At 69.9% G+C, this 25,314-nt stretch carries 23 protein-coding genes; 16 read left to right on the forward strand and 7 right to left on the reverse strand.

Annotated features, from left to right (window positions below):
• The 4 genes from TSO352_RS04275 to msrB all read right to left on the reverse strand — a co-directional run.
• On the reverse strand, positions 1-866 hold an 866-nt coding region (locus TSO352_RS04275), incomplete at its 3' end, for an alpha/beta hydrolase (protein ID WP_109106668.1).
• Positions 867-919: 53 nt separating this feature from the next.
• Positions 920-1,546 carry a hypothetical protein gene (locus tag TSO352_RS04280; protein ID WP_109106100.1) on the reverse strand — a complete coding sequence of 209 codons (627 nt, stop codon included), beginning with the start codon at positions 1,544-1,546 and terminating at the stop codon, positions 920-922.
• Positions 1,547-1,556: 10 nt separating this feature from the next.
• Complete coding sequence (locus TSO352_RS04285; protein WP_109106101.1) at positions 1,557-2,120, reverse strand: hypothetical protein; 564 nt, start codon at positions 2,118-2,120, stop codon at positions 1,557-1,559.
• Positions 2,121-2,392: 272 nt separating this feature from the next.
• Complete coding sequence (gene msrB, locus TSO352_RS04290; RefSeq protein WP_109106102.1) at positions 2,393-2,806, reverse strand: peptide-methionine (R)-S-oxide reductase MsrB; 414 nt, start codon at positions 2,804-2,806, stop codon at positions 2,393-2,395.
• A 342-nt stretch (positions 2,807-3,148) separates the two neighbouring features.
• Here msrB and TSO352_RS04295 point away from each other — a divergent pair, with 342 nt between their 5' ends.
• The gene (locus TSO352_RS04295) at positions 3,149-4,342 is read left to right on the forward strand and encodes a pentapeptide repeat-containing protein (RefSeq protein WP_109106103.1); all 1,194 of its coding nucleotides are present in this window, start codon (positions 3,149-3,151) and stop codon (positions 4,340-4,342) included.
• A gap of 24 nt (positions 4,343-4,366) precedes the next feature.
• Here the strand turns inward: TSO352_RS04295 and TSO352_RS04300 are convergent, their stop codons facing one another.
• Positions 4,367-5,395, reverse strand: coding sequence for a BMP family ABC transporter substrate-binding protein (locus tag TSO352_RS04300; protein ID WP_109106104.1), 1,029 nt, complete (start codon positions 5,393-5,395; stop codon positions 4,367-4,369).
• Between the two features lie 273 nt (positions 5,396-5,668).
• Here TSO352_RS04300 and TSO352_RS04305 point away from each other — a divergent pair, with 273 nt between their 5' ends.
• The 3 genes from TSO352_RS04305 to TSO352_RS04315 all read left to right on the forward strand — a co-directional run bounded on the left by TSO352_RS04305 (position 5,669) and on the right by TSO352_RS04315 (position 8,375).
• On the forward strand, positions 5,669-6,904 hold the full coding sequence (locus TSO352_RS04305; protein WP_109106105.1) for a Bcr/CflA family multidrug efflux MFS transporter: 1,236 nt from the start codon (positions 5,669-5,671) through the stop codon (positions 6,902-6,904).
• Positions 6,905-7,007: 103 nt separating this feature from the next.
• The gene (locus TSO352_RS04310; protein ID WP_109106106.1) at positions 7,008-8,057 is read left to right on the forward strand and encodes an ABC transporter substrate-binding protein; all 1,050 of its coding nucleotides are present in this window, start codon (positions 7,008-7,010) and stop codon (positions 8,055-8,057) included.
• Positions 8,058-8,060: 3 nt separating this feature from the next.
• Complete coding sequence (locus TSO352_RS04315; RefSeq protein ID WP_109106107.1) at positions 8,061-8,375, forward strand: hypothetical protein; 315 nt, start codon at positions 8,061-8,063, stop codon at positions 8,373-8,375.
• A 22-nt stretch (positions 8,376-8,397) separates the two neighbouring features.
• Here TSO352_RS04315 and TSO352_RS04320 read toward each other — a convergent pair whose 3' ends face one another.
• Complete coding sequence (locus tag TSO352_RS04320) at positions 8,398-9,432, reverse strand: 4-(cytidine 5'-diphospho)-2-C-methyl-D-erythritol kinase (RefSeq protein ID WP_109106108.1); 1,035 nt, start codon at positions 9,430-9,432, stop codon at positions 8,398-8,400.
• 298 nt (positions 9,433-9,730) lie between these two features.
• On the opposite strand from TSO352_RS04320, the gene TSO352_RS04325 reads away from it, so the two are divergent.
• Positions 9,731-10,945, forward strand: coding sequence for a methyl-accepting chemotaxis protein (locus TSO352_RS04325; protein ID WP_109106109.1), 1,215 nt, complete (start codon positions 9,731-9,733; stop codon positions 10,943-10,945).
• On the opposite strand, the gene TSO352_RS04330 is transcribed toward TSO352_RS04325, so the two are convergent.
• The gene (locus TSO352_RS04330; RefSeq protein WP_247871894.1) at positions 10,930-11,736 is read right to left on the reverse strand and encodes a methyltransferase domain-containing protein; all 807 of its coding nucleotides are present in this window, start codon (positions 11,734-11,736) and stop codon (positions 10,930-10,932) included. The genes TSO352_RS04325 and TSO352_RS04330 overlap by 16 nt on opposite strands.
• A gap of 54 nt (positions 11,737-11,790) precedes the next feature.
• Here TSO352_RS04330 and gloB point away from each other — a divergent pair, with 54 nt between their 5' ends.
• The 11 genes from gloB (at position 11,791) to TSO352_RS04390 (ending at position 25,312) form a co-directional block, all read left to right on the forward strand.
• Positions 11,791-12,558 (forward strand): hydroxyacylglutathione hydrolase, encoded by a 768-nt coding sequence (gene gloB, locus TSO352_RS04335; RefSeq protein WP_109106110.1) that lies wholly within the window; start codon positions 11,791-11,793, stop codon positions 12,556-12,558.
• 85 nt (positions 12,559-12,643) lie between these two features.
• On the forward strand, positions 12,644-13,252 hold the full coding sequence (locus TSO352_RS04340; RefSeq protein ID WP_199231478.1) for a glutathione S-transferase N-terminal domain-containing protein: 609 nt from the start codon (positions 12,644-12,646) through the stop codon (positions 13,250-13,252).
• 193 nt (positions 13,253-13,445) lie between these two features.
• Complete coding sequence (locus TSO352_RS04345) at positions 13,446-16,043, forward strand: methyl-accepting chemotaxis protein (protein ID WP_109106111.1); 2,598 nt, start codon at positions 13,446-13,448, stop codon at positions 16,041-16,043.
• Between the two features lie 201 nt (positions 16,044-16,244).
• Positions 16,245-17,321, forward strand: coding sequence for a phosphate ABC transporter substrate-binding protein PstS (gene pstS / locus TSO352_RS04355; RefSeq protein WP_199231479.1), 1,077 nt, complete (start codon positions 16,245-16,247; stop codon positions 17,319-17,321).
• A gap of 117 nt (positions 17,322-17,438) precedes the next feature.
• The gene (pstC, locus tag TSO352_RS04360) at positions 17,439-18,419 is read left to right on the forward strand and encodes a phosphate ABC transporter permease subunit PstC (RefSeq protein WP_109106113.1); all 981 of its coding nucleotides are present in this window, start codon (positions 17,439-17,441) and stop codon (positions 18,417-18,419) included.
• A 5-nt stretch (positions 18,420-18,424) separates the two neighbouring features.
• Positions 18,425-19,306: a phosphate ABC transporter permease PstA gene (gene pstA / locus TSO352_RS04365; protein WP_199231480.1), complete on the forward strand. Its 882-nt coding sequence runs from the start codon at positions 18,425-18,427 to the stop codon at positions 19,304-19,306.
• Positions 19,307-19,308: 2 nt separating this feature from the next.
• Positions 19,309-20,199 (forward strand): phosphate ABC transporter ATP-binding protein PstB, encoded by an 891-nt coding sequence (pstB, locus tag TSO352_RS04370; RefSeq protein WP_247871895.1) that lies wholly within the window; start codon positions 19,309-19,311, stop codon positions 20,197-20,199.
• A 61-nt stretch (positions 20,200-20,260) separates the two neighbouring features.
• A complete protein-coding gene (locus TSO352_RS04375) occupies positions 20,261-20,584 on the forward strand; it encodes a hypothetical protein (protein WP_109106114.1) in 324 nt (107 codons plus the stop codon).
• Between the two features lie 297 nt (positions 20,585-20,881).
• The gene (locus tag TSO352_RS04380; RefSeq protein ID WP_109106115.1) at positions 20,882-22,129 is read left to right on the forward strand and encodes a TCR/Tet family MFS transporter; all 1,248 of its coding nucleotides are present in this window, start codon (positions 20,882-20,884) and stop codon (positions 22,127-22,129) included.
• A 161-nt stretch (positions 22,130-22,290) separates the two neighbouring features.
• On the forward strand, positions 22,291-24,351 hold the full coding sequence (locus tag TSO352_RS04385; RefSeq protein WP_109106116.1) for a YgiQ family radical SAM protein: 2,061 nt from the start codon (positions 22,291-22,293) through the stop codon (positions 24,349-24,351).
• 103 nt (positions 24,352-24,454) lie between these two features.
• Positions 24,455-25,312, forward strand: coding sequence for an oxidoreductase (locus tag TSO352_RS04390; protein ID WP_109106117.1), 858 nt, complete (start codon positions 24,455-24,457; stop codon positions 25,310-25,312).
• Positions 25,313-25,314 lie beyond the last annotated feature (2 nt).

The following is a 25,314-nucleotide window of genomic DNA, read 5'->3' on the forward strand; positions in this document are numbered from 1 at the left end:
TCGACGTCGTCCAGCACCGGCGCCAGCCAGCGCAGCGGCGCGGCCAGGGCGGCGATGATGCGGATGTGGCCCAGCCCGTCATACTCCACCTCGCGCACGTGGCCGCCCACGCCGCGGACCTTTGCCGTCAGGTTGCGGGTGTTGCGCGGCAGCACGGTGTCGTCGGCGGTGCCGGTGGCGAGCAGCATCGGCGGGGTGCCGCCGCTCCCATGGCCGCTCACATGGTTGATCGGCTGGCTGTCGGGGCGGCGCTCCACCGGCCCGAACAGATCCTTCAGCATCTCGCTCTGCAACGGCAGGAAGTCGTAGGGGCCGGCCAGCCCGATCGCGGCGCGCAGGTCGCGGGCGGGGTCGAGCCCCTGTTCGGCCAGCCAGCGCCGGTCGACCGCCAGCATCAGCGCGTTGTAGGCGCCGGCCGAATGGCCCATCACCGCGACCGGGCCGATCGGGCCGCCGTGGTCCGGCCCGTGCCGACGCACCCAGGCGACGGCCGCGGCGGAATCGCGCAGGAAATCGGGGTAGCGCACCTGCGGGTACAGCCGGTAGTCCGGGATCGCCACGGTGTAGCCGCGCGAGGTCAGCGCCTGGGCGACGAAACGGTACTGCCCCTTGTCTCCGGACTCCCAGTTTCCGCCGTAGAAGAACACCACGGTCGGGGCGCCGGGCGCCGGGTGGTCGGGCCGATAGAGGTCGAGCCGCAGCCGCGGGTCCGCCCCGAAGGGCAGGTCGGCGGTCACGCTGTAGCCGGACCGCGGCGTCAGCGCGTCGACCAGTTCCGGGCCCGTACAGGCACCGAGTCCGGCGAGAAGCGGGGCGAGGAGGAGGGAAGGGGACGCCGGCAGGCGTTTCAGGGCGCGTCTCAGCATGGCCCGACAGGACATAGGCCGCGTCCGGTGGGCGGAAAGGGCCACCGCTTCGGTCAGGATCGCGCGGGCGACATCCGGCTTTGCAGGCGGGCGGGGGCGCCGTCCTCCTCCTCGCGGGAGGGTTTGCGGAAGGTGCTGAGTTCGGCGATGCGGTTGACCGACAGGCCGTTCAGCCGGCAGCCGACGACCTCGACGACCTCGAAGCCGGCCTTGCGCGGGTAGCGGGCGGCCACCCGTTCCTGGGCCTCCCGTTCGCCGTCGGCGATCAGCAGATAGCGGCGGATCCCCGACCAGCCGCGATAGCCGCGCTGTTCCGCGAAACTGGCGCCGGACGGGTTGAAGCGCACCGCCACCTCCCAGAAACGGCCGGGCCGCGGCTCGTTGCGGTCGAACACGTAATAGCGGTTGAGCGGCGCGTCCTTCTTCTGCTCCAGCTCCTGGATGGCGGCCTGCAAATCGATTTCCGCCTTCTGCACGCGCTTTTCCATTTCGGCGGAATTGTGCGCCAGCTGGGCGTAATCGGACGCGACGTCGGCGACTTCCCTGGTCACGTCGTCCACCTTGTCCTTCAGCTTGGACATGGCGATCCGCGTCACCACCAGTTGCCGGCGCCAATAGCGGTTGGACAGGACGGTCAGCACCATCAGGCCGAGCGCGAAGTACAGCATCATCCCGGTCATGCGGCACCCATCATGCTGCGGACGCCTCGCTCTCGGGATCGGGAGCCAGCGCCAGCGGCACCACCGGCGAGCAGATCAGGCCGTTGCGTTGGGAAAAGCTGGTCCGCACCATGCCGTGCGCCATGTCGGTCGACGGGGCGAGAATGTGGGCGACGTTGCGGTATTCCCAGATCTGGCGGGAGAACACGATGTCCTTGCGGTCCAGCTCGTTGAAATTGGGGCCGATGGCCAATTGCGCCCAATAGACGTCGCCGTTCGCGTCGGCGTCGCCCAGTTCGTGGACCAGCTCGATCTTGGAGTAATCGAGTGCCTTCACCTCGGTCAGGGCCTTCTGTCGGCGGCCGTTGTATTCGGTCAGCCGGGCCTGCAGGGTGATCAAATCGACGCGCTTGCGTTCGGTCTTCTGCCGCCATTCGGCCAGCGCGGCGCGCTTCTTGTCATACTGGCGCTGGTTCATCGCCTCGCGCGCCTTCTCGGCGCTGACGCGCCCAACGTCGACGACGATGGACAACCCAAGCGCGGCGGCGCTGGCAATCAGAAGCAGCATCCCCAGCAGTTCGGCGGAAATGACCATTCGCACTCCCCTCGCGGCACCGGTGCCATGAGGCCATGGTGCGGCGGCCGCGACTGGGCTGTGATGCCCCCGCTTCAACCCGCTGCACGGCACGCGATCATACCATCGCGCTTCATTCCAGAGTTGTCATTTTTCCACGAATAGGGGCAAACCCTGCCTTTTTGGGATGGCTATGACGGAGCGGACAGTAAGCGCCGCTCCGTCATAGAATTTTTAGAATATCCAGTCCGAAGGTCCGGTGTTTCTTGCTCCGTGGCCACCGCCTGTGGGGCCTACGCCTTGCTGCCGCCATCGGCATCCGCGGGGACGAAGGCCATGGCGACCCCATTCATGCAATAGCGCTTGCCGGTCGGCCGTGGACCGTCGTCGAAGACATGGCCGAGATGGCCGTTGCAGCGCGCGCAATGGACCTCGGTGCGCGGGTAGGCCAGCTTGTGGTCGGTGGAGGTCGCCACCGCTCCCGGCAGCGGTTCCCAGAAGCTGGGCCAGCCGGAACCACTCTCGTACTTGGTGTCGCTGGCGTAGAGCGGCTGGCCGCAGCCGGCGCACAGATAGGTCCCGGCGCGCTTTTCGTCGTTGAGCGGGCTGGAACCCGGATACTCGGTCGCGTGCTGGCGCAGCACGCGGTACTGGCTGGGCGACAGGTCCTGCTTCCACTCGCCCTCGGTCTTGTCCGATTCGGTCATGCCGCCGGCCTCCCCTGCTGATCGTCGGTGTCGAGAGCGATTATATTGTTCGGCACCGCCCGCCGCCCAAGGGGAGGCGGCACGGCCTCACGCGGCTGTGATCCTATGCCCCGTCATGCCGGCGTAGGCCGGAGCGCAGAAAGCCGCTGCGACAAAAGATTCTTGCGGAATCGCCGAAACGGATGGGGGTCATGCCTTCCGGAATCGATTCCGTTTCGGTAACATCCGGCGATCGAACAGTCCGGCTGGAATCCGGCCGGGCGGTTGCGTGAGACAACAGCCGTTCGCACCCCTGCCGTCCTGGCCCCTCCGCTGTCTGGCACAACGGGATCGACGCGTCGCATGATGGATGAGCGCTACCTTCGGGCGGTTCGCGACGCGCTGGTCCGGCACCAGCAATGGCTGCTGCGTGACCCGCTGGGGCAAGGGCGCCGCGCCAACCTCAGCTTCTACGATCTGACCGGGCTGGGCCTCACCCGCATCAACCTGTCCGGCGCCAAGCTGACCGGGGCCTGCCTGACGCGGGCGCGGCTGGTCGGGACGGTCCTGTCCAAGGCGGACCTCTACGGCGCCAACCTGTCCAACGCCGACCTGACCGGCGCCCAGTTGCAGGGAGCGGACCTGCGCGGCGCCCGGGTCGACGGCGCCCGGCTGCAGAACGCCAACCTGCAGGGCGCCGACCTGCGCCGCGGCATGATGATGGACGCCGGCGAACTGCGTGCTGCCGGCAACGCCGACGGCACCACCACCTTCGTCGGCTGCGCGCTGACGCAGGCGGTGCTGACCGATTGCCGGATGGCGCAGTGCGATTTTTCCGGCAGCGACCTGTCGGGCGCCGACCTCAGCGGCAGCGATCTCAGCGGCGCCATCCTGATCGGGACCGACCTGACCGGGGCCAGCATGCGCAAGGCGACGCTGGACGGCGTCCTGATGTGCGGCGCCCGGCTGAACGAGGAATTGCGGGCGGCGCTGGAGCGGCGGGGCGTCGATGTCGACGGCACCGGGCTGACCACCACCGCGGCGCGGATGTCCGAACTGATCTCCGCCCACCAGATTTGGGTCGACAAGGGCGGCAAGGGCGGCGAGCGCATCCAGCTTCAGCGGACCGACCTGCGCGGCTACAACTTCGCCAACCAGCTGATGTGCGGCGCCGTGATGCGCTTCTGCGGCCTGCGCGGTGCCGACTTCTCCGGCGCCAAGCTGATGATGGCGGATCTGTCCTACAGCGACCTGCGCGACGCCGACTTCACCAGCGCCGACCTGTCCGGCTGCAACCTGGAGGGCGCCAATCTGGCCGGGGCCAAGCTGTGGCGGGCGAAGCTGCGCAAGGTCGACCTCAGCGGCGACGGCAGCCGGCTGTGGCCAACCAGCTTCGCCAAGGCCCGGCTGAATGGCGCTGACCTGCGCGACGCCAGTCTGGCCGGCGTGGTGCTGCGCGGCACCGACCTGACGGCGATCAAGACCAGCTTCGCCACCCTGAAGGGTGCCGACCTGTCCGCCGCCCGCGGCTGGCAGGCGTGCGAGGCGACGGCCTGACCGGGGCGGTGAACGGCGGCCCCCTCAACTGCCATCGGTGACCGGGATCCGGCCGGCGATGATGCCGCGGCGGGCCGCCTCCGCCGCCTCCAGCATCGCCGGGGTCAGCAGGTCGCGGTTGTTCTCGTCGACCGCATAGTCCATCCCGCCGTCCGCCAGACCCAGCGCCACCGTGCCGGCGGTCCAGGCGCCGCGTCGCGCCGTCTGCAGGGTCGATTCCACCGCCAGATCCACCCGCTTCAGCATCGAGGTCAGGATGGTGCCGGGGTAGAGGTAGTTCTGGTTGCTGTCGACACCGATGGCGAGCCGTCCGCTGTCGCGCGCCGTGGCGAAGATGCCGAAGTTCGACACGCCCGCCCCGGCGAACACCACGTCGGCGCCGCGCTGGAACTGGGCGCGCGCCACCTCGCTGCCGGCGGTGGGATCGTTGAACGCGGCCGGCGTGGTGCCGACGAAGTTGACCAGCACGCGCACGTCGCCGCGGACGTGACGGGCGCCCTGCTCGAACCCGGCGGCGAACTTGCGGATCAGCGGGATGTCGAGCGCGCCGATGAAGCCGATGGTCCCGGTTTTGGAGGACAGTCCCGCCAGCACCCCGACCAGGAACGACCCTTCCTGCTCCTTGAAGGTGACGGAGCGGATGTTCGGCCCTTCCGCCACCGCGTCGATCAGGGTGAAGCGCACCGCCGGGTTGGCGGGCGCCAGCCGGGACAGGGCGGTGGCGTAGTAGAAGCCGATAGCGACCACATCCGTCACCCCGCGCCGCAGCAGCGCCGCGACGCCCTGGTCGAACTGCACCGGGCTGGTCGGCAGGAATTCCAGGTAGGGCAGGCCGGTGGCGGCCTTGAAGCGCTCCATCCCAGCGAAGGCGCCTTCGTTGAAGCTCTTGTCGAACTTCTGGCCCGCCGCATAGACCAGCCCCGGCTGGATCGCCACCACGTCCGGAGTGGTTCCCGGCGTGGCTGCCCATCCGGGCGGGGCGGCGGGCAGGGTGGCCAGCGCGACGCCGGAGGCGCCGAACAGGAGGAGCGACCGGCGGGTGTGATGCGGCATGGCGCGGCCTTCGGCTGGGTTGATCCCGGTGACCCACCCGTCAATTTTAGCCATGTTTTTCCGGATGGAACCAGAGCTTTGTTGCGCCGCGTCGAAGGCCGCGCCGGTCCTGCCCGACGGTCGGGTCCGCCATCCGAATTCCAAACTGATATATCGCGCACCGATCAAGGCTGCCATGCCGAGACAGGACTTTCCCGGCGCCGGGAGAGCCCTCAGCTTAGAGGCTGCGGACTCCGTCCGGTCTTTCCCCCTCCCATCCTTCCGGATCTGCCGATGCTCGCGCGCCTTGCCGCCGTCCGTTCCCGTTTGCCCGCCGAGAGTCCCTTCTTCATCGCGGCGCTCGGCGTGCTGATGTCGTTCGGGCCGATGGGCACCGACATGTATCTGCCCGGCATGCCGTCGATCGGCCGTGACCTGCACGCGCTGCAGGACCAGGTGCAGTGGACGCTGTCGGCCTTCTTCCTTGGGTTTGGGGTGGGGCAACTGCTGTGGGGGGCGCTGAGCGACCGCTTCGGCCGCCGGTTGCCGGTGGCGACCGGCATCCTGCTCTACGCCATCGGTTGCGTCGGCTGCTCGCTGGCCGCCGACATCTCGCATCTGGCGGCTTGGCGCTTCGTCCAGGCGGTCGGCGCCTGCGCCGGTCCGGTGCTGGTCCGCGCCATGATCCGCGACGTGTTCGAACGCGACCGCGCCGCCAGCGTCCTGTCGATGATGATGCTGGTGATGGGCGCCGCCCCGATCATCGCGCCGCTGATCGGCGGCCAGATCCTGGTGTGGGCGAACTGGCGCTGGATCTTCTGGGCCCAGGCCGCCTTCGGCGCCGTGGCGCTGCTGGCGCTCGCCACCCTGCCGGAAACCCATCCCCAGTCCAAGCGCACCAGCCTGCGGCCGATGGTGCTGTTCGAGTCCTACCGCACGCTGCTGACCAACCGCCGCTACCTCGGCTATGCGGTGGGGTCGTCCTTCATCTATGCCGGGATGTTCGCCTTCATCTCCGGCTCGCCCTTCGTCTACATCGAACTGTTCGGGGTGCGGCCGGAGAATTACGGCTTCCTGTTCGGCATCAACATCGTCGGCATGATGATCGTCAGCACGATCAACAGCCGGGCGGTGATGCGCTTCGGCTCCGACGTCATGCTGCGGACCGGCGTCTTCCTGTCGGCGGCGAGCGGCGTGCTGCTGGTCGCCGCCGTCGTCGGTGGTTGGGGCGGGCTGTGGGAACTGGTCGGCTGCCTGTTCCTGTTCATGGCCCTGACCGGCTTCTGCTTCGCCAACTCGATGGCCGGGGCGCTGCAATCCTTCCCGCGGATGGCCGGCACCGCCTCGGCCCTGGCCGGGATGATGCAGTTCAGCATCGGTGCGGTGTCGGGCTGGGTGGTCGGGCTGCTGGCCGACGGCACGGCGAAGCCGATGGCGCTGGTGATCGGCGGCTCGGCGCTGGTCAGTCTGGCGCTGAACCTGTGGCTGGTCCGCCCGATCCGCCGGCCGCTGCCGGCTCCGGCGGAATAACACAGCGCATCAATGTTGTTTCGAGAGGCGCGCCTTGCCGGCGATGTGAATTGAGTTTTCCAGCCGCGCGCTCTACGCTGCCCGGCAAAACGGAGACCCGTCCATGCCGCCGACCGACCGTACCACCATGAATCGCCGCCATCTGCTGACGACCGCCGCCACCCTTGGCGCCGCGGCGGCCGCCTTGTCCCTGCCGCTGCCGGCCCACGCCGCGGCGACCCTGCGCGTCGGCTACATCCCGATCATCCCGATGACCCAGCTCTATGTGCTGATGGGCGAGGGCTGGGCGAAGGAGGCCGGGCTGACCTTGCAGACCACCAGCTTCCAGTCGGGGCCGGCGATGATCCAGGGGCTGGCGTCGGGCACGCTGGACGTCGCCTATGTCGGGATCGGCCCGGCGATGATCGCCCGCTCCAAGGGGGTCAAGCTGAAGGTGGTCGCGGCCAACGTCATCGATCAGGTGGCGCTGATCGGCCGCGGTCCGCTGTCCAAGGCGATGGCCGCGGCCGCCAGCCCGGCGGAAGGGTTCAAGGCGTTCCGTGCCGCCCACGGCCGCCCGGCCAAGATCGGCTCGCTGCCGGCGGGATCGGTGCCGGACACCGTGCTGCGCTACTGGATGCTGGAGATCGCCCACATCGCCGCCGACGACATCGAGATCGTCGGCATGGGCGAGCAGCCGTTGCAGCAGGCGTTGCTGTCGGGTGCCGTCGATGGCTCGTCGATCCTGGAGCCGACGCTGACCCTGGTGCAGTCCCGCCTGCCGGACGCCACGATCGTCGCCAAGGCCGGCACCATGTTCCCCAGGCAGCCGGGCGCCGTGCTGGTGGTGACGGAGGAGGCGATCGCCCGCGACCGCGCCGCCATCGCCGAGCTGGTCAAGCTGCACATCCGGGCCACCGCCTTCGCCACCGCCAACCGTGACCGCACGGCGGAGCTGGTGACCGCGGCGATCGGCAAGGGGCTGGTCGAGCAGGACGTGATGCGCGCGGCGCTGTCCTCCGACGCGACGACGCTGGTCGACGACCCGCGGGTGGTCCTGGAGTCGACCAAGCAGATGCAGGCGTTCCAGCAGCGGCTGGGCCAGATCACCGACCCGGTGGACGTCGACGCGCTGTTCGATTTTTCCTTCCACGACGCGGCCACGGGGAAGTGAGCCATGACGACGCCGTCCACCACACCCCTGCGGCTGGTCATCCACGCCCCGACCGCCGCCGCGCTGGAGCGGGCGCGGAACAACGCCCGCAACCTGCTGAAGGCGCGGCCCGACGCAGCGGTGCGGATCGTCGTCAACGCCGGTGCGGTGGCGGCGGCGCTCGACACGCCGGACGCCGAGACCGACCGGTTGCTGCGCGTCTGCGGCAACACGCTGGCCAAGACCGGCCGCAGCGCCGATGGCCTGACGGTGGTCGCCGCCGGTGTCCTCGACATCGCCGAGGCGCAGGCGGAAGGCTGGAGCTACATGCGGGCCTGACGGCCCAGCGGCGGTTGCGCCGTCAGCCGACGCCCCAGCCGCCGGTGTCGGGAAAGGGAACCGGCGGCGGTGGTACCCGGGCGGTCCCCTGGGCGGCGGCGACCACGCCGCGCGGCAGGGCCGGGGCGTCGGCCGGGGTCGGGCGCAGCCGGGTCGGCTTCACCCACCAGCGCGGTTCGGCGGCGGCGATGACGTTGGCCGCGGCCTCTGCCTCCGCCGCGGTGGCGTAGAGGCCGAAGGCGGTGGCGCCGCTGCCCGACAGGCGGGACAACAGGCAGCCGGCGCTGCGCTCCAGCGCCGTCAACACGTTGGCGATCACCGGGGCGACCGTCAGCGCCGGGGCGGTCAGGTCGTTGGTCCGCTCGCGCAGCAGGGCGGCGAGATCGGCGGCGTCGGCCGGCCGGCGATCGAAGCGGGCCGGGGCGGAGAATCCGGCGCCGGATCCCGCCCGCGCCTTGAACACCGCCGGGGTCGGCACCGGCACGCCGGGGTTGGCCAGCACGGCGTGGGTGTCCGGCAAGGCCGGCGCCTCGTCCAGCACATCGCCGATGCCACCGAAGAAGCAGCTTCGCCCGGCGACGCAGACCGGCACGTCGGCGCCCAGCCCGGCCGCCACCGCGAACAGCGCCGGGTCGTCGGGCGGCAGTCCCCACAACCGCGCCAGCGCCCGCAGGCAGGCCGCCGCGTCGGCCGATCCGCCGCCGATGCCGGACGCCACCGGCAGCGCCTTGGTCAGCGCGATCATCACATCGGCCTCGCGCCCAAGCCGGACGGCCAGCGCGTGGGCGGCGCGGATCACCAGGTTGGTCGCCGGGCTTTCCCCCATCAGCGCCGGGCCGAAGGGGCCGGCGATGGCCAGCCGCGGTCCGGCCGGCGGTAGGTCGGTCCCCCGCAGCGCCACCCGCGCGGCGCCCGGCGCCAGGGTCAGCGTGTCGCCGATCTCGGCGAAGGCGACGAGGCTGTCCAGCGTGTGGTAGCCGTCCGCCCGGCGGCCGGTGACGTGCAGGTAGAGGTTCAGCTTGGCCGGGGCGGCCTCGACGATGGGGGTGCCGGTCATGGGAGCATCCGGTGCTGGCGCAATGGCCTTGTGTCGCACCGATCCCGCACTGCGGCAAGGGCGATGCGCGGCGCGGACGCGGTCCCTGCGGGAAGGCCGCCCGATCGTCCGGCCCGGCAAGGGAAAGAATAGTCCGCTGCGTCAATCTTTCAACCCTGCGTCCACATTCGTTGCGTGTAGTATCGGGATGGGACGGACGACACGTCGGATATTCGCCGGGATGCAGGTCCGGCGGCACAGGTCCGGAGCCGCCCCCCGCGCCCACCGTCGCGCGGGCCATAATCAGGGGAGAAGCGCCTTGGACATCAGCGCCACCATCGCACAGGACATCTGCGATTCCATCGGCCGCGAGCTGGACGCCGTCGTCTCGTTGATCGGCAAGGGCGGCAGCGTCGTCGCCTCCACCGCGCGGGAGCGCATCGGCACCACCCACCCGGTCGCCGCCGACATCATGGCCCGCCGCCTGGACGAGCGCGCCGTGACCCGCGAGGAGGCCGCGAAGTCCAACGGCACCATGCGCGAAGGCTACGCCATCGCCATCGACCTGGAGGGCGACCGGGTGGCTGCGCTCGCCATCGCCGGCCCGGCCGACCAGACCCGCCGCCATGCCCGGATCGCCCGCCACTGGGTGCTGTCGACCCTGCGTACGGACTCGGCGGAGACGCAGCGCAACGCCATGCTGCACGACCTGTCCGTCCGGCTGGAGCGCGAGATCGGCGGCCTTGCCGCCGACATGACCGACGCCGGGCGCAAGCTGGAAACCGCGGTCGCCGCCGTCCGCACCGCCGGGGCCAACGGGCTGCGCCAGACCGCCGACGCCGCCGGGGCGGCCCGCGCCGTCGACGGGTCGGTCGGCGCCATCGCCGGCATGCTCGACCGGCTGGCCTCGACCTCCGACCAGATCTCGGGCGACACCAGCAAGGCGCGGGAGATCAGCTTGGCCGCCGCCTCGGACAGCGACCGCGCCACGACGGTGATGAACTCGCTGCGCTCGGCGGCGGAGCAGATCGCCAGCGTGGTGAAGCTGATCAACGCCATCGCCAGCCAGACCAACCTGCTGGCGCTGAACGCCACCATCGAGGCGGCCCGGGCGGGCGAGGCCGGCCGCGGCTTCGCCGTCGTCGCCAACGAGGTGAAGGCGCTGTCGCGCCAGACCGCCGACGCGACCAAGCAGATCGCCGATCAGGTCGCCAACCTGCAGAAGGAAACCGCGGCGGTGGACGAGGCGCTGGGCCGCATCCACTCCACCATCGGCTCGATCCAGGCGATCAACGGCACGGTTGCCGCCGCCATCGACGAACAGGCGACCCTGACGGCCGAGGTGGCGCGGTCGCTCGACCGCTCGCGCCAGGACGCCATGGAGGCGGAGCAGCGGATCGGCGATGCCGAACAGACGCTGAGCGGGGTGACGCGGACGCTGGACGAGCTGTCGACGCTGAGCCAGACCATCGCGACGCGGGCCGGCAGCCTGGGCGGCCGGGTGGCGGACACGCTGCGTCAGGCCCGCGGGTAGGGCCTCGGATAGGGCTCGGTGTCCGGGTCGCCGCCGGTTCGGATGCTGCCGGTCCGCGCGGCCGGCGCCGCACCGCCCGGCAGCGGCACGATCAGCCGGCGCTTGGTCGGCTGCTGCACCGCCCGGCGCGCCACGCCGGCGAAGATCTGCTTCGACGCCTCGATCATCGTCACGCCGGCAAAGGCCTTGAACCAGCGCCCGCCGACCTCTTCCCAGGCGGGCGCCGTCTTCTGCAGCACCTGCGAGCGCAGCGGCGGCATGAACAGGGCGTGGCGGGTGCGTTCCGGCACGAACATGGTGTCGCGCAGGACCTGCTTCAGTTGCGAGGCGGAATAGGGAAAGCCGTGGCCGAAGGGCGTCCAGTCGGCGCGCGCCCACAGGCCGCGGCGGTTCGGCACCACCGCCAGCACCCGGCCCCCGCCGGCCAGCACCCGCCAGATCTCGCGCATCATCGGGCGCAGTTGCTCGGTGCCCTCCAGCCCATGGACCAGCAGCACGCGGTCGATGGTGTTGTCGCCGAAGGGCAGGTCGGCCTCGTCGCCCAGCGCCACCATGCCCGGCCCCTCCGCCGGCCAGAAGCTGACGCCCTGGCTGGCCGGCATCACCGCCGCCACCCGGTCGGCCTCGCCCATGAAGGGGCGCAGATACGGCGTGGTGTAGCCGATGCCCAGCACGATCTGGTTGCGGACGTCCGGCCAGATGGTGCGGATGCGCCGACGGATCATCCGCTGGGCGGTCTGGCCCAATCCGGACTCGTAGAACTCCCTCAGATCGACGATATCGGTGTACATGGTATCCCAGCGTAACACGGTTTTCGTATCGCAACAGCAGGGGAGTCCGCTGCCGTGGAGGTCATTCTCGTTCCGGCGTTCGCCGACAACTATATCTATGTGCTGCGCGATGCGGCGTCCGGCAAGGTCGGCGTGGTCGATCCCGGCGACGCCGCGCCGGTGCTGGCCGAGTTGGAACGGCGCGGCTGGGCGCTGACCCACATCTTCCTGACCCACCACCACGACGACCACATCGGCGGGGTGGCCGCGCTGAAGGCGCGGCACCGCCCGACGGTCATCGGCGCGCGGGCCGACGCCCATCGCATCCCCGACCTGGACGTGGCGCTCGGCGACGGCGACCGCACCGTGTTCGGCGGGCAGACGGTCCGGGTGATGGCGATGCCCGGCCACACCAGCGGCCACATCGCCTTCTGGTTCCAGGAGGCCGAATCGCTGTTCTGCGGCGACACCCTGTTCGCGCTGGGCTGCGGCCGCCTGTTCGAAGGCACGCCGGCGCAGATGTGGGAGTCGCTGCAATCCTTGCGCGCGCTGACCGACGCCACGCGGGTCTATTGCGGCCATGAATACACGCTGTCCAACGCCCGCTTCGCCGTGACCGTCGACCCCGGCAACGGCGCCCTGCAGGAGCGGGTCGAGGAGGTGGTGGCGCTGCGCGAGCGTGGCCAGCCGACCATCCCCTCCACCATCGGGGTGGAGCGGCGCACCAACCCCTTCCTGCGCGCCGATGATCCGGGCGTTCAGGCGGCGGTCGGGCTGGAGGGGGCGCCGCCGGTCGAGGTGTTCGCCGAGCTCCGCCGGCGCAAGGACCATTTCCGCGGGTGAGGGCTGCCGGCGCCGCGCCTGGACCGGCCGTCCGCCGCCGGTCTAGGCTCGACGCGAACGAAACCATGACTGGAGAGGGACGCCGATGCTGACGTTGCGCTGGAGCCCCACCTCGCCCTACGTGCGCAAGGTGATGATGGTGGTGATCGAACGCGGTCTGGAGGCGCGGGTGCAGCGCGTCGCCACCGACCCGTGGTCGGCCGACACCGACCTGCCCAAGGACAACCCGCTGGGCAAGGTGCCGGCCCTGACGCTGGAGGATGGGACCACCCTGTTCGACAGCCCGGTCATCGCCGAATATCTCGATGGGCTCGGAGCTGCTGGGGCGCCGCTGTTCCCGCCGGCCGGCCCGGCGCGCTGGACCGCGCTGCGCTTCCAGGCCATCGCCGACGGCATCTGCGACGCCGCCATCCTGCGCCGGCTGGAGTCGATGCGCCCCGACGGCGAGAAGTCGGCCAACTGGATGGAGCGCCAGCGCAAGGCCGTCGCCCGCTCGCTCGACCTGCTGGAAACCGACGCCGCCAAGCTGGAGGGTGGGGTCAGCATCGGCACGCTGGCGGTGCTGGCGGCGCTGAGCTACCTCGACTTCCGGTTCGGGCATGAGGATTGGCGCGAGGGGCGCCCGACGCTCGCCGCCTGGTTCGCCACGGCGTCCGACCGCGACAGCCTGCGGAAGACGGCGCCGCCGGTCTGATGCCGGCCGGCCGTCGCGGCGGCGCTGGTTTCGCCTCCGCAACGGCCGTTCGCCGGTTCCCTCGATTGTCCGTCGCGAAAACTTCATCGAACCATCACGGAAACATCCAAACAGAGGGGCTACCCATGGCGGCGGCCGGTGCGCTGGATTGAGCGCGCCGGTTCGGGACAACCTCCAGCCACGGGTGGGCCATATGGCAGCGCGCATCGACCGGCGCCGGCGCTCCGGCATCAAGGCGAAAATGCTGATCGCCTTCGGCGCCGTCGCCGCCTTGCCCTGCATCGCGGCGGTCGTCGGCTGGATGTCCTACGGCGCCGTCAAGGACCATGTCGCCGACATCACCCAGACCCAGGTGCCGGTGCTGAGCGCCGCGCACGGCCTCGCCACCACCACGGCGCGGGCGCTGGCGCTGGGGCCGCTGATCGACGCCGCCTCCTCCGACGACGATCTCGCCCGCCTGCGTGGCGAGGTCGAGGCGCAGCGCCGCGCGCTGGAGGACCAGCTCGCCCGGCTGGCCCGCGGCCACGCCGAAGGCGACCGCATCGCCGAGCTGACCGCCACCGCCCGCTCGCTGCTGGGCAACATCGACGCGCTGGCCGCCGCCACCGGCCGCCGCCTGCAGCTCCAGGACCGGCGCAGCGCCCGGCTGGCGGAGCTGAGCGAGGCGCACGCCCGCCTGCTGGCGGCGCTGAAGCCGGACATGCAGCGCTCCCGCGAGCAACTGGCGCAGGCGATCGACGCGATGGTGGAGGCGACCTCGCAATCCTCCGCGGTGATCGGCGGCGAGCTGGGCCAGACGGTGATTCCGCTGTTCCAACTGCGCGGCGCCACCGCGGCGCTGACCAAGTCGCTGCTGATCGGCGCCTTCGAGACCGACCGGTCGAAGGTGATGTCGCTGTCGACCGACTTCGACTCCGCGGCGTCGGACGTGCAGGGCGCCCTGCGCCCGCTGGCGAAGAGCGAGGCGGCGGCGCCGGTCGTCGCGGCGATCAACGGGCTGTCCGCCTACGGCGACGGCGACCGCAACGTCTACATGCGGCGCGTCCGCCAGCTCGACCCCGCGACCCCGGCGGCGGACGCCCGCCAACTGTCCGAGGCGCTGGCGGCCAGCGTCGATGACATCGTCCGCCTGGACGGCGACGCCAACACCCGCATGCTGCCGCTGATGCTGAACTCGCGCAGCCGCATCGCCGAGGCCGGCAACGCCATCGAGGCGCGCATGCACGAGCTGTCGACCAGTGTGGTTCCCGCCGCCCAGCACCGCTACACCGTGCTGAGCGGCCTGCTGGCCGACGCCAACCTGCTGGCCGGCAAGCTGGCCGAGGCGGGCAACGCCGACAGCGCCGCCCGGCTGGCCGCCGCCCGCCGCACCCTGGATCCGCTGGCGGCGGCGATCGGCCAGACCGTGCGGGCCTCCGGCGGTGATCTCGGCGACACGGTGCGCGGCCTGTCGGACCGTCTGCTCGCCATCGGCTTCGGTGACGACGGCATCCTGACGCTGCGCCAGGGCGAACTGGCCGCTTATGGCGAGAACGCCGGGCTGATCGACGGCAACCGCCGCACCGGCTCCGCCCTGACCGCGATGGTCGACGGGCTGGTGCAGTCGGCGGAACAGGCCACCGCCGACGGCGCCACCGCCGCCCACGACGCGCTGGAGCGCACCAACGACATCCAGATCCTGCTCGCCACCGCCGGCGTGCTGCTCGCCGGGCTGATCGTCTCGCTCTATGTCGGGCGCCGCGTCGTCGGCCGGATGGAGGCGCTGGCCGCCGCCATGCGCCGGGTGGCCGGCGGCGACCTGACGGTGGAGCTGAAGGCCGACGGCAACGACGAGATCACCGACATGGCCGCGGCGCTCGACGTCTTCATCGCCAACGCCCGCGCGATGGACCTGGCGCATGAGAAGGTGGAGGAGGAACGGCGCAACGCCGCCTCGGCCCGTCGCACCAGCATGCTGGAGATCGCCGACCAGTTCGAGCGCAACGTGCTGAGCAGCGTGGAGACGCTGGCCGACGCCGCCCGGGTGATGGCGGCGCGTGCCCGCTCGCTGACCGACATCGCCGCCAACGCCAACGAACGCGCCGAAGCGGCGATGGAGCTGTCGGGCGAGATGGCCGCCGGCATCCAGCAGGTGGCGACCGCCGCGTCAGAGATCTCGCAGTCCATCGCCGAGATCAGCCGACGCACCGGCGAGTCCGCCCGCATCATCGGCGACACCGCGGTCGGGGCGGAGCAGGTCAAGGCCACGGTCGCCGACTTGTCGGCCACCGCCGGCGAGATCGGCACCGTCGTCGGCCTGATCGACGAGATCGCCGGGCAAACCAACCTGCTGGCCCTGAACGCCACCATCGAGGCGGCGCGGGCAGGGGAGGCCGGCAAGGGCTTCGCCGTGGTCGCCGGCGAGGTGAAGCAGCTTGCCAGCCAGACCGCGCAGGCGACGGCCGAGATCGCCCGCCAGATCGCGGCGACGCAGACCGCCAGCCGCCAGACCGCCGAGGTGGTCGCGACCATGGCGAACAGCGTCCAGCGCATCGAATCCAACGCGTCGGCCATCGCCACGGCGGTGGAGGAACAGGCGACCATCACGTCAAGCATCGTCGACAGCTCGCACCGGGTGGCGGTCGGCACGCAGGCGGCGTCGGACCATGTCGCCGGCCTGTCGGCCGCCGCAGCCACGGTGCGCGCCCAGGCCGGCGACGTGCTGCAGGTCGCCGAAAGCCTGTCGCACGAGGCGACCAGCCTCGGCTCCGCCGTGCATCTGTTTCTTCAGGAAATCCGCGCCGCGCGCTGAACCGGAACATCCGCGCCGCGCGTCCGCGCCGCCGGGTGGGGGAACGGGTCGGTTTCATAAAACTGACACGCAAACAAAACAAACCCGTCACCCGTCGCGGCTATGGTCACCGCGACGAAGAAGGCGGGGTACACCGCCCGGCCGATGCCGGGCGCGCATTGGAACCCAACGACAACGTCCAAACCTATCGGGAGTTTTGCCGTGAAAACCACGACTTCGGCGTTTGCTCGCTGCGCCGCCTTCGGTGCCCTGGCCGTCCTGTCCGTCTCGGTCGCCTCGGTGTCGGTCGCCGCGGCCGCCGACATCTCCGGCGCCGGCGCCACCTTCCCCTATCCGATCTACGCCAAGTGGGCCGACGCCTACAAGAAGGAGACCGGCATCGGTCTCAACTACCAGTCGATCGGTTCGGGCGGCGGCATCAAGCAGATCAAGGCCAAGACGGTCACCTTCGGCGCGTCGGACATGCCGCTGAAGCCGGAAGAGCTGGAGCAGGCCGGCCTGATCCAATTCCCGATGATCATGGGCGGCGTCGTCCCGGTGGTGAACCTGAAGGGGATCAAGGCCGGCGAAGTCCAGCTCAGCGGCACGGTCCTCGCCAACATCTACATGGGCGAGGTCACCAAGTGGAATGACCCGCAGATCAAGGCGCTGAACCCGAACGTCAACCTGCCGGCCACCGCCATCGCGCCGGTCTACCGTTCGGACGGGTCGGGCACCAACTTCCTGTTCACCGACTACCTGTCGAAGACCAGCCCGAAGTTCCAGACCCAGATCGGCGCCAACACCTCGGTCCAGTGGCCGGCCGGCATCGGCGCCAAGGGCAACGAGGGCGTGGCCAACATGGTCAAGCAGACCGAAGGCTCGATCGGCTACGTCGAATACGCCTACGCCAAGCAGAACAACATCACCCACCTCGACCTTCAGAACAAGGACGGCAAGACCGTCGCGCCGAAGATCGAGGCGTTCCAGGCCGCCGCGGCCAACGCCGACTGGGCCAACAGCAAGGGCTACTACGTCCTGCTGACCGACGAGCCGGGCGCCGCCAGCTGGCCGATCACCGGCGCCAGCTTCATCCTGATGTACAAGGCTCCGCAGGATGCCGCCGCCTCGGCCGAAGCGCTGAAGTTCTTCTCCTGGGCGTACAAGGACGGCGCCAAGATGGCGACCGATCTGGACTATGTGCCGATGCCGGCCAACGTCGTCGAGATGGTCCAGAAGACCTGGAGCCAGACCATCCAGGCCGACGGCAAGCCGGTTTGGACCGCGTCCGCCAAGTAAAGCGGCCACCAGGACCACGGGCAACCGACCCCCGGGCGCCATGGTGCCCGGGGTCCTGATCCGCCGGAGGGGGGAGGGAATATCCCTTCCCCCTTCCGCACGCCTCACGGAGCGGCCATGACCGAGATTGCGCTAGCCTTGACCGACCAAGCCTCCACCGCCCGCCGGGCCCGCAACCAGCGCCTGCAGGATGCCGTCTTCCGCAACGCCACCCTGGCCTTCGCCCTGCTCGTTCTGCTGATCCTGGGCGGCGTCACGGTGTCGCTGATCGACGGGGCGCTGCCGGCGCTGCGCACCTTCGGCTTCGGCTTCGTCACCGCCGAAGTCTGGAACCCGGTGTCGGAGAATTTCGGGGCGCTCGCGCCCATCTACGGTACGCTCGTCACCTCGATCATCGCGATGGCGGTCGGCATTCCGGTCAGCTTCGGCATCGCCCTGTTCATCACCGAGATGTGCCCCGCCTGGCTGAAGCGCCCGCTCGGCGTCGCGATCGAGCTGCTCGCCGGCATTCCCAGCATCATCTACGGCATCTGGGGCCTGTTCGTCTTCGCCCCCTTCATGCAGTCGACGATCCAGCCCTTCCTGATCGCCACGCTGGGCCAGATCCCCGGCATCGGCAACCTGTTTATGGGCCCGCCCTACGGCATCGGCGTGCTGACCGCCGGGCTGATCCTGGGCATCATGGTGCTGCCCTTCATCACCTCGATCACCCGCGACGTCTTCGAGACGGTGCCGCCGATGGTGCGCGAATCGGCCTACGGCCTGGGCGCCACCACCTGGGAGGTGGTGTGGAACGTCGTGCTGCCCTACACCCGCACCGGCGTGGTCGGCGGCGTCATGCTGGGGCTGGGCCGCGCGCTGGGCGAGACGATGGCGGTGACCTTCGTCATCGGCAACGCGCACCGCATCAGCTCCTCGATCATGGCGCCGGGCACGACGATCTCGGCCTCCATCGCCAACGAATTCACCGAAGCGGTCGGCGACGTCTACACCTCGTCGCTGGTGGCGCTGGGGCTGATCCTGTTCGTGATCACCTTCGCCGTGCTGTCGATCGCCAAGCTGATGCTGCTGCGCCTGCAGCGCAAGGCCGGAGTCTGAGGCTCATGAGCATCTCCAATTCCGCCACCCTGTCCATGCCGGTCGGCGGCCTGTACCACCGCCGGCGCATCGTCAACAAGGTGGCCCTGTCGCTGGCGCTGGGCGCCGCCGGTTTCGGCCTGTTCTGGCTGGTCGCCATCCTGTGGACGCTGCTCTACAACGGGCTGTCGGCCATCAACCTCCCCCTGTTCACCGAGAACACGCCGCCGCCGGGCGGCGAGGGCGGGCTGCTGAACGCGATCTTCGGCAGTGTCATCATGACCACCGTCGCCACCCTGGTCGGCACGCCGATCGGCATCATGGCCGGCACCTACCTGGCCGAGTTCGGCCGCAACGGCAAGCTGGCCGAGGTGGTGCGCTTCATCAACGACGTGCTGCTCAGCGCGCCGTCGATCATGATCGGCCTGTTCGTCTATGAACTGATGGTCGTCCGCATGGGCCATTTCTCGGCCTGGGCCGGCGCCATCGCGCTGGCGGTCATCGTCATCCCGGTCGTCGTCCGCACGACCGAGGACATGCTGAAGCTGGTGCCCAACAGCCTGCGCGAAGCCGCGGCGGCGCTGGGCGCGCCGCAGTGGAAGATGATCACCATGGTGGCCTACCGCGCCGCCCGCAACGGCATGATCACCGGCGTCCTGCTGGCCATCGCCCGCATCAGCGGCGAGACGGCGCCGCTGCTGTTCACCGCCCTGAACAACCAGTTCTGGAGCGCGGACATGAACGCGCCGATGGCCAACCTGCCGGTCGTCATCTTCCAGTACGCGATGTCGCCCTATGAAGACTGGCGGCAGCTGGCCTGGGGCGGCGCGCTGCTGATCACGGTGACCATCCTGCTCCTCAACATCGGCGCCCGGCTGCTGGCCGGTCTCGGCACGACCAGAAAGTAACCATGGACATGACCCACATGGACGCCAACAGCCCCGCGGACAGCAGCCGCCAGATGCCGCCCCACGCCTTCAGCGGTCCGTCCGGCCATCACGCCTCGGTCGGTCCGTCGCACGACCGGCCGATCGCCGGCGCCGGGCTGCCCGAGAAGATCAGTGTGCGCAACCTGGACTTCTTCTATGACGGCTACCGGGCACTGAAGAGCGTCACGCTGCCGCTGTACGACCGCCATGTCACCGCCTTCATCGGCCCGTCGGGCTGCGGCAAGTCGACCCTGCTGCGCATCCTGAACCGGATGTACGACCTCTACCCCAAGCAGGTCGCCACCGGCGAGGTGCTGCTGGACGGCGTCAACATCCTGTCGCCCAAGCAGGACCTGAACCTGCTGCGCGCCCGCGTCGGCATGGTGTTCCAGAAGCCGACGCCGTTCCCGATGTCGATCTACGACAACATCGCCTTCGGCGTCCGGCTGTATGAAAAGCTGTCGCGCGCCGACATGGACGAGCGGGTGGAGTTCTCGCTCCGCCGTGCCGCGCTGTGGGACGAGGTGAAGGACAAGCTGCGCCAGAACGGCATGAGCCTGTCCGGCGGCCAGCAGCAGCGCCTGTGCATCGCCCGCGCTATCGCGGTCAAGCCGTCGGTCCTGCTGCTGGACGAGCCGACCTCGGCGCTCGACCCGATCTCCACCGCCAAGTGCGAGGAGCTGATCGACGAGCTGCGTTCCGACTACTGCATCGCCATCGTGACCCACAACATGCAGCAGGCGGCCCGCATCTCCAACTTCACCGCCTTCATGTATCTGGGCGAGCTGATCGAATTCGGGAACACCGAAGAGATCTTCACCAACCCGGCCAAGGAAAAGACCTCCGAATACATCACCGGCCGCTTCGGCTGAGCGGCCGCCGGCCTTCTTCGTTGCGGAGAGGGCCGGCCCCCTGATCCGGTGGGCATCCGGGTTGGAGGAGGTCCAGCTTGGACTGGGCAGCGACATGGTCTCTCGGGCGCTGAGCGGCGGCATGGGAGTTTCACGGGCGCATTGTGGAATCGGCACCCTGCTGATCGACCTGGCCCCGGCCCTGGCCCGGCGGTTTGGTCGCCCTGGCCTGTCCATCGCCGCTGGAGCCTGCGGCGCGTTCGTCGCTTGGGCGATTCTCTGGGGCTTCGCCCAGGCCGGATTCCTCCGGCGAGGCCCAACGGTCTGGGTTTTCCCGGTCGTCATCGGCGCCCTTTTCGGCGCGCGGAGCGGCTGGAACGCCTGGCGCTGCCGCTTCGGCGATTGAAGGCGCCCCGAGCGGGCCAGCCGTCGAAACGCAAGCCCATTGGGCGATGCGCGCTTTTTGATGAGCGTTGCGGTGCCGACGCCATACCCTCCACCAACAATTTCCATAATCCCCCTTATGTGTCTTTGACCGATTGCATCCGATATCGGAAATAATTCGCTTCTCGTTCGCCGACATTTCCCCTATGATCCGGCCCTCTCCGCGACCCTGCTTCGGCCCGTCCTGATCGGCCGACGTCGCGCGCCGGCCCGGGCCGGACCATTTTTTAAACCCGCTTTCGATGTCCAAGGTCTTCCCATGTCTCCCGTTCTTCGCCCGCGCACGGCCACCATGGCCTTCATCCTCGTCACCGCCGCGCTCGACATCGTCGCGATGGGCATCGTGATTCCGGTGCTGCCGGCCTTGATCGAGGGGTTTGTCGCCGCCGATGCGCAGGCCGGCACCATCAACGGCGCGTTGATCGCGCTGTGGGCGCTGATGCAGTTCTTTTCGTCGCCGGTCATCGGGTCGCTGTCGGACCGGTTCGGCCGGCGGCCGGTCATCCTGTTGTCGGCCCTCGGGCTGGCGGCCGACTATGTGCTGATGGCGCTGGCGCCCAGCCTGTGGTGGCTGGTGGTCGGGCGGGCGGTCGCCGGCGTGACCTCCTCCAGCTTCACCACCGTCTTCGCCTACATGGCCGACGTGACCCCGGCCGACCAGCGGGCGCGGGCCTACGGCCTGATCGGCGCCGCGTTCAGCGCCGGCTTCATCGCCGGCCCGCTGCTGGGCGGCGTGCTGGGCGAGCTGTCGCCGCGGGCCCCCTTCTGGGCCGCGGCGGCGCTGAGTGGCCTCGCCTTCCTCTACGGCCTGTTCGTGCTGCCGGAATCGCTGGCGCCGGAGCATCGCATGGCCTTCTCCTGGCGGCGGGCCAACCCGTTCGGGGCGTTGCGCCTGCTGCGCTCGCACCCGGAGCTGTCGGGGCTGTCGCTGGTCAATTTCCTGCTGCATTTCTCCCACCAGGTCTTCCCCGCCGTCTTCGTGCTCTACGCCGCGCACCGGTACGGCTGGAGCGCCTGGGACGTCGGCCTGCTGCTGGCGACGGTCGGCGCGCTCGACCTCGTCATGCAGGGGGTGTTGGTGCCGCGGGTGGTCAAGCGGCTGGGCGACCGCAGCACGATGATCATCGGCCTGTTCGGCGGAGCCTTCGGCATCGCCTGCATGGGGCTGGCGCCGACCGGCCTGTACTTCGCCCTGGCCATCCTGCCCAACGCCCTGTGGGGACTGGCGATGCCGACCATCCAGTCGCTGATGACGCAGCGGGTGTCCCAGTCGGAGCAGGGCCAGTTGCAGGGCGCCAACATGAGCGTCGCCAGCGTCGCCGGCATCCTGTCGCCGGTGTTCTTCGGTGCGGTCTACTCCGCCTCGGCCGGGTCGGACCCGCTGCTGCCGCATCCGGGGTCGGCCTTCCTGATCGCGGCGCTGGTGCTGCTGGCCGGAGCGCTGATCGGCTGGGCGGTGGCGCGGCGGAACGGGCGCGCGGCGGGGGCGGACGGTCTGGCGACCTGAGGGGGGCTTGCATCGCCGCAACCCGGCCCCACATCCCTGCGCAACCCCGCCCCCGCAATACCCCATCGCTCCGCTGCACTATCAGCGGTGGGAATTTGCGGGCGAACGCGCTAAGACTGTCGGCTTCCACCCGCACCGTTTCACACGATTTGGAGAACGCGATGCTCGCGGCCCCCAACCTGTTCGCCCACCGCCCCGACCGGAGCGTGCGCCCCAAGGCGGCGCCGTTCCTGCCGATGTCGCGTGCGGAGATGGACCGGCTGGGCTGGGACCAGTGCGATGTCATCGTCGTCACCGGCGACGCCTACATCGACCATCCCAGCTTTGGCATGGCGATCATCGGGCGGCTGCTGGAATCGCAGGGGCTGCGGGTCGGCATCATCGCCCAGCCGGACTGGAGCAGCGCCGACGCCTTCAAGGTGCTGGGCAAGCCGCGCCTGTTCTGGGGCGTCACCGGCGGCAACATGGATTCGATGGTCAACCACTACACGGCCGACCGTCGCCTGCGCCACAACGACAGCTACACCCCGAACGACGAGGGCGGCAAGCGGCCCGACCGCGCCGTCATCGTCTATTCCCAGCGCTGCCGCGAAGCCTTCAAGGACGTCCCCATCGTGCTGGGCGGCATCGAGGCCAGCTTGCGCCGCATCGCCCAGTACGACCATTGGAGCGAGAAGATCCGCCGGTCCGTCCTGGTCGACGCCAAGGCCGACCTGCTGGTCTACGGCAACGCCGAGCGCGCGATCATCGAGATCGCGCAGCGGGCGCTGGCCGGTGAATCGCCCAAGGCGATGATCGACATCCGCGGCACCGCGGTGATGCGCTCCGCCATTCCCGACGGCTGGACAGTGGTCGACAGCAGCTCGATCGACGAGCCGTCGGCCGTGGTGTCGCCGCGCGCCGCCGGCGCCGACCGCATGGCGGTGCGCCTGCCCAGCTACGAGCAGGTGTCGGCCGACAAGGTGCTCTACGCCCACGCCAGCCGCGTGCTGCACCAGGAGAGCAACCCCGGCAACGCCCGTGCGCTGGTCCAGCGCCACGGCGACCGCGACGTCTGGCTGAACCCGCCGCCGATCCCGCTGGAAACGCCGGAGATGGACGGCGTCTATGACCTGCCCTACGCCCGCGCGCCCCACCCGTCCTACGGCGACGCGCGGATTCCGGCGTGGGAGATGATCCGGTTCTCGGTCAACATCATGCGCGGCTGCTTTGGCGGCTGTTCCTTCTGCTCGATCACCGAGCATGAGGGCCGCGTCATCCAAAGCCGCTCCGAAGGCTCGATCCTGCGCGAGATCGAGCTGATCCGCGACAAGACCAAGGGCTTCACCGGCACCATCTCGGACATGGGCGGGCCGACCGCCAACATGTACCGCCTCGCCTGCAAGGACAAGGAGACGGAGTCGGTCTGCCGCCGGCCGTCCTGCGTCTTCCCCGACATCTGCAAGAACCTGAACACCGACCATTCCTCGCTGGTCCAGCTCTACCGCAAGGCGCGGGCGGTGCCGGGGGTGAAGAAGATCCACATCGCGTCGGGCCTGCGCTACGACCTCGCCGTCCGCAACCCGGAGTATGTGAAGGAGCTGGTGACCCACCATGTCGGCGGCTATCTGAAGATCGCGCCGGAGCACACCGAGCCGGGGCCGCTCGCCAAGATGATGAAGCCCGGCATGGGCGCCTACGACGACTTCAAGCGGATGTTCGACAAGGCGGCCAAGGAGGCCGGCAAGAAGCTCTACCTGATCCCCTACTTCATCGCCGCCCACCCCGGCACCACGGACGAGGACATGATGAACCTCGCCCTGTGGCTGAAGCGGAACGGCTTCAAGGCCGACCAGGTGCAGACCTTCCTGCCCTCGCCGATGTCGCTGGCGACCGCCATGTATCACAGCGAGCGCAACCCGCTGCGCCCGGTCCGCCGCGTCGGGTCGGAGGAGGTGTCGTCGGCCAAGGGTCTGAAGCAGCGCCGCCTGCACAAGGCTTTCCTGCGCTACCACGATCCGGAGAACTGGCCGATCCTGCGCGAGGCGCTGAAGCGCATGGGCCGCGACGACCTGATCGGCCCGGGTGAACACCAGCTGATCCCGGCGTGGCAGCCGGTGGGCGCCACCGCCAAGCCGCGGGAGAAGGGGCCGAAGGGCAAGACCTTCATGACCCAGCAGGCCGGCCAGGGCCGGCGGATGGTGCCGCCGCCCGCCGGAAAGCCGGGGCGGCGGGCCGGCTGACCCCTCCCCTCTCCCAAAGGTCAGGCTGGACAGGGCGGCGCCCGGCCGTATCTCGTTGCTGCGCCGGAAGACCGGCGCGACACGGCATGCGAGGCTTCGACCGATGGCACAGAACGCAACCGACACACCCGTGTGGTTCATCACCGGCTGCTCGACCGGCTTCGGCCGTGAACTGGCGCGGCTGGTGCTGGAGCGGGGCTGGCGCGTCGCCGCGACCGCCCGCAACCCGCGGACGCTCGATGACCTGCTGGCCGGGCATGGCGAGCGCGGACGGGCCATCGCGCTCGACGTGACCGATCCGGCGCAGGTCACCCGCGCGGTCCGCGAGGCGGAAGAGGCCTTCGGGCGGCTCGACGTGGTGGTGAACAACGCCGGCTACGGCTATCTGTCCGCCATCGAAGAGGGCGAGGATGCCGAGATCCGCGCCATGTTCGACACCAATCTCTTCGGTCTGGCCGCGGTGACGCGGGCGGTGCTGCCGGGCATGCGGGCGCGCCGTCGCGGGCACATCGTCAACATCTCGTCGCAGGGCGGGATGATCGGCTTTCCCGGGTCGGGCTACTACGCCGCCACCAAGTTCGCGGTCGAAGGGTTGTCGGAATCGCTGTCCAAGGAGGTCGCGCCGCTCGGCATCCGCGTGCTGATCGTGGAGCCGGGACCGTTCCGCACCGACTGGGCCGGCCGGTCGCTCAAGCAGTCCGCCACCTGGATCGACGATTACGAGCAGACCTCCGGCGCACGGCGCAAGCAGGTTTCCGGCTACAGCGGCAAGCAGCCCGGCGACCCGGTGCGGGCGGCGGAGGCGATCATCAAGGCCGTCGGCGCCGAAAACCCGCCGCTGCGCCTGATCCTCGGCCGGCCGGCGCTGGAGGCCGTGCGCGGCAAGCTGCGCTCCGTGCTCGACGAGATCGACGCCTGGGAAACCACGACGCTGAGCGCGGATTTCCCGGACGCAGGGTGAGA

The sequence above is a fragment of the Azospirillum sp. TSO35-2 genome, from assembly GCF_003116095.1.
Classification (GTDB): Bacteria; Pseudomonadota; Alphaproteobacteria; order Azospirillales; family Azospirillaceae; genus Azospirillum.

Coding starts and splice junctions, on each gene's coding strand:
- TSO352_RS04280 (WP_109106100.1), bottom strand. CDS start 1,546: ATGACCGGGATGATGCTGTACTTCGCGCTCGGCCTGATGGTGCTGACC.
- TSO352_RS04285 (WP_109106101.1), bottom strand. CDS start 2,120: ATGGTCATTTCCGCCGAACTGCTGGGGATGCTGCTTCTGATTGCCAGC.
- msrB (WP_109106102.1), bottom strand. CDS start 2,806: ATGACCGAATCGGACAAGACCGAGGGCGAGTGGAAGCAGGACCTGTCG.
- TSO352_RS04295 (WP_109106103.1), top strand. CDS start 3,149: ATGATGGATGAGCGCTACCTTCGGGCGGTTCGCGACGCGCTGGTCCGG.
- TSO352_RS04300 (WP_109106104.1), bottom strand. CDS start 5,395: ATGCCGCATCACACCCGCCGGTCGCTCCTCCTGTTCGGCGCCTCCGGC.
- TSO352_RS04305 (WP_109106105.1), top strand. CDS start 5,669: ATGCTCGCGCGCCTTGCCGCCGTCCGTTCCCGTTTGCCCGCCGAGAGT.
- TSO352_RS04310 (WP_109106106.1), top strand. CDS start 7,008: ATGCCGCCGACCGACCGTACCACCATGAATCGCCGCCATCTGCTGACG.
- TSO352_RS04315 (WP_109106107.1), top strand. CDS start 8,061: ATGACGACGCCGTCCACCACACCCCTGCGGCTGGTCATCCACGCCCCG.
- TSO352_RS04320 (WP_109106108.1), bottom strand. CDS start 9,432: ATGACCGGCACCCCCATCGTCGAGGCCGCCCCGGCCAAGCTGAACCTC.
- TSO352_RS04330 (WP_247871894.1), bottom strand. CDS start 11,736: ATGTACACCGATATCGTCGATCTGAGGGAGTTCTACGAGTCCGGATTG.
- TSO352_RS04340 (WP_199231478.1), top strand. CDS start 12,644: ATGCTGACGTTGCGCTGGAGCCCCACCTCGCCCTACGTGCGCAAGGTG.
- TSO352_RS04345 (WP_109106111.1), top strand. CDS start 13,446: ATGGCAGCGCGCATCGACCGGCGCCGGCGCTCCGGCATCAAGGCGAAA.
- pstC (WP_109106113.1), top strand. CDS start 17,439: ATGACCGAGATTGCGCTAGCCTTGACCGACCAAGCCTCCACCGCCCGC.
- pstA (WP_199231480.1), top strand. CDS start 18,425: ATGAGCATCTCCAATTCCGCCACCCTGTCCATGCCGGTCGGCGGCCTG.
- pstB (WP_247871895.1), top strand. CDS start 19,309: ATGGACATGACCCACATGGACGCCAACAGCCCCGCGGACAGCAGCCGC.
- TSO352_RS04380 (WP_109106115.1), top strand. CDS start 20,882: ATGTCTCCCGTTCTTCGCCCGCGCACGGCCACCATGGCCTTCATCCTC.
- TSO352_RS04385 (WP_109106116.1), top strand. CDS start 22,291: ATGCTCGCGGCCCCCAACCTGTTCGCCCACCGCCCCGACCGGAGCGTG.
- TSO352_RS04390 (WP_109106117.1), top strand. CDS start 24,455: ATGGCACAGAACGCAACCGACACACCCGTGTGGTTCATCACCGGCTGC.